The following is a 2,794-nucleotide window of genomic DNA, read 5'->3' on the forward strand; positions in this document are numbered from 1 at the left end:
AGACAAGCTGGCCAGCAGCTTCAAGGCGATGGTCACTCTGGCCTGCATTGATCGCTGTTGGCGCGTCGACTTTTCAGACAAACCCTAGTCATCGAGGCGAAGGAGCCCGAGCCTTTCAAATACGATCGTGAGCATGTGGTGATGCTGACGGACTGGACGGATGAAGATCCGGCTTCGCTGATGCGCACGCTGAAAAACAGTCCGACTACTACAACTTCCACAAGCGCACCGTTTGCGACTTCGTCAACGACGTAGCTGACAAGGGCTGGGCCGCGACGCTGGCGGATCGCAAGATGTGGGCTGAGATGAGCAACGACAAGTGTGGCGAGCTGCTCGGCCAGGAGCGCCGTCGCCGCTGGAGCACCGACCAGAAACTGGCAATTGTGCGCGGGAGCCTTGAGCCTGGGCAAAGCGTTTCCGTGGTGGCCCGACGCAACGGCATAAACGCCAACAAGCCGCTCCTGTGGCGCAAGCTGTACCAGGACGGAAGCCTTTCGGCCGTCAGTGCTGGCGAAGTAGTGGTACCGGCGTCGCGACTGACCGATGCGCTAAAGCAGATCCGCGAATTGCAGCGGATGCTGGGCAAGAAGACGATGGAAGCCGAAGTCCCAAAAGAGGGACAATACCACCAAATAGACTATGCAACTGCAGGGTTGCCAACCTCGGAGTCACGCCAGTCTGCATTCGCTCAGGATTACGGGCAAAGAGCTTTTCGACAGACCCCACAAACTCTCGAACTAGAGAGTCTTGACGCTCTGCGACATCGCGCATTTCTAGAGCGAACTCACAGCGATACAAAAATATAGTCATAATGCTACGCTCTGGGCCCGTCCGAACAAATCTCTCCATGTACTCAACACAAATATTGTAAAGTTTGAATAAGCAATCGATTTCATATTCGACACTTATATCATGCATTATCTCCTCGATTGGTATACGAATATGATTGAGCATTTCGCGGACCAGATGTGCCTTTTTACGGAAATGCCACTACAAAGCTCCAGGTGTGATACTGCCATCCCTAGCTGTCATCTCCAGTATGGTACGCGATACTCCATTAGAAAGGAAAAGCGATTCCGCGGAGTCCAAAATGCCCCGCTACTCTGATCAGGTTCTTCTTTGGTGCGACGCATAACTCATCCCACATCGAGCAATAAAGAAAAATTGATCAAAATTACGCCAAGTGACTACTACATCATCACCCATTAGCAAGTCTATAAAATTAATACATTGAAAATTCACTCAAAAACGCAGGAAATCACACCATTAGAGCATAAAAATCACCCACCCATTAACTCATTTAGTATATACCAAATCTACAACTTAAAGAAGTGAAGCAAGCTCCTAAAACACATTACAAATAACTATTAATCAGCTTATTCGCTCAAGCCTTCACCATTCTAAAATAACTCTCCTCGAATAAATCTATAGAAATAAGATTTTCGCTTCCCATTAGATTCTCATGCAATACTGCCTTCCAAAGAAAAAACGCACAGGTGACACTTGCGCCAGTGACGTCATTTCCACCCGCATCTTTACTGTAAAATTTTTTCAACAGATCAAGACACTTGAGTGATAACAAATTCTCCATCGAAAACATCTTCAAGAAAGTATGTGAAGAATCATTCTTGTAGTATATGAGTCGCGCCACTTTATTTTCATTACCACCCGACCTCGAATACACCATCAGTACTTCTTTCAATATCTCGAAAACAAAATCACTGCCCAGGCTCTGGCTGTAGCCGCTCAATCTATTATGCAAATAAACAATTGGGCCAGGTGTAACCGAGACTAAAGATTCAATGATCTGTTCTTTATTCTTAAAATGCCAGTAGATAGCGCCCCTGCTTATATTTGCACACTTAGCAATCATTTCCATATTTGTCGTTGCCACGCCTTTACCTACGAACAAGTTAAGCGCGCATTTCATTATGGATTGGCATGTCCTTTCCGCATCATCCTTCGTTTTTCTCATTTTGATTCGTCCGCCTATTCAAGCTTGTTGCTGAGTTTCGGCAACGCTACCAATGGGATAACTGCCCACGCAACGATAGATTTAATCTATTGATATCGATGAAGCTATAGCTATTCTTGGCTTCGATGGCAATCTTCCTCAGGTCTGCCTCAAACGATATTTTGGTTGCCTCCCAGTTTACAAACATTTTTGAATGTATGTATATTTTTAGGTGACATTGGTGTACTTATAGCTAGTGGTTTTGGCGCCTATGCTCCTTGGTTGAGGGGCAGTGGCTACCCTTTGGCGTCTATGGACTTTTGATATGCAGATCAAACCGGCGCATGCCTTTTTCGCTCCCGCCCTGCTGGCCGTGGCCCTGGCCCTGGGTGCCTGCGGCAAGCAGGACAACAAGGACCAGCAGCAGCAACAGCAACAGCAGCAGAAGCCCGCGGAGGTCGGGGTAGTGACGATGCAGCCTCGCACCGTCACCCTGACCGACGAATTGCCCGGGCGTACCTCCGCCTTCCGCATCGCCGAGGTGCGGCCGCAGGTGAGCGGCATCCTGCTCAAGCGCAGTTTCACCGAAGGGGCCGACATCAAGGCCGGCCAGCAGTTGTATCAGATCGATCCGCGCACCTACGAGGCCAACGTCAACTCCGCCAAGGCCTCCCTGGCCCAGGCCCAGGCGACCATGGCCTCCAACCGGCTCAAGGCCCAGCGCTATGGCGCCCTGGTCAAGGAGCAGGCGATCAGCAAGCAGGAAGCCGACGATGCGCTGTCCATGCAGCGGCAGAACGAAGCCCAGGTGGAATCGGCCAGGGCCGCCCTGCGCAACGC

Annotated in this window: 2 protein-coding genes and 3 pseudogenes; 3 read left to right on the forward strand and 2 right to left on the reverse strand. The window is 49.9% G+C overall.

All coding sequences use genetic code 11. The features are described from left to right. Window positions 1-84: 84 nt before the first annotated feature. A pseudogene (locus ACUCV0_RS23945) lies at window positions 85-308 on the forward strand (copper oxidase); the annotation flags it as partial. Next, a pseudogene (locus ACUCV0_RS23950) lies at window positions 306-650 on the forward strand (transposase); the annotation flags it as partial. The pseudogenes ACUCV0_RS23945 and ACUCV0_RS23950, both read left to right, overlap by 3 nt. Window positions 651-678: 28 nt before the next feature. Here the strand turns inward: ACUCV0_RS23950 and ACUCV0_RS23955 are convergent. After that, window positions 679-954, reverse strand: a pseudogene (locus ACUCV0_RS23955) (TetR family transcriptional regulator); the annotation flags it as partial. A gap of 430 nt (window positions 955-1,384) precedes the next feature. Then, a complete protein-coding gene (locus tag ACUCV0_RS23960; protein WP_482213920.1) occupies window positions 1,385-1,975 on the reverse strand; it encodes a TetR family transcriptional regulator in 591 nt (196 codons plus the stop codon). A gap of 304 nt (window positions 1,976-2,279) precedes the next feature. Here ACUCV0_RS23960 and ACUCV0_RS23965 point away from each other — a divergent pair. Next, a partial coding sequence (locus ACUCV0_RS23965; RefSeq protein ID WP_482213921.1) for an efflux RND transporter periplasmic adaptor subunit occupies window positions 2,280-2,794 on the forward strand: 515 nt, incomplete at its 3' end.

Source organism: Pseudomonas sp. VMV1, assembly GCF_056790235.1.

Excerpts from the sequence above, each read along its gene's own strand:
- ACUCV0_RS23960 (WP_482213920.1), bottom strand. The coding sequence starts at position 1,975 with ATGAGAAAAACGAAGGATGATGCGGAAAGGACATGCCAATCCATAATG.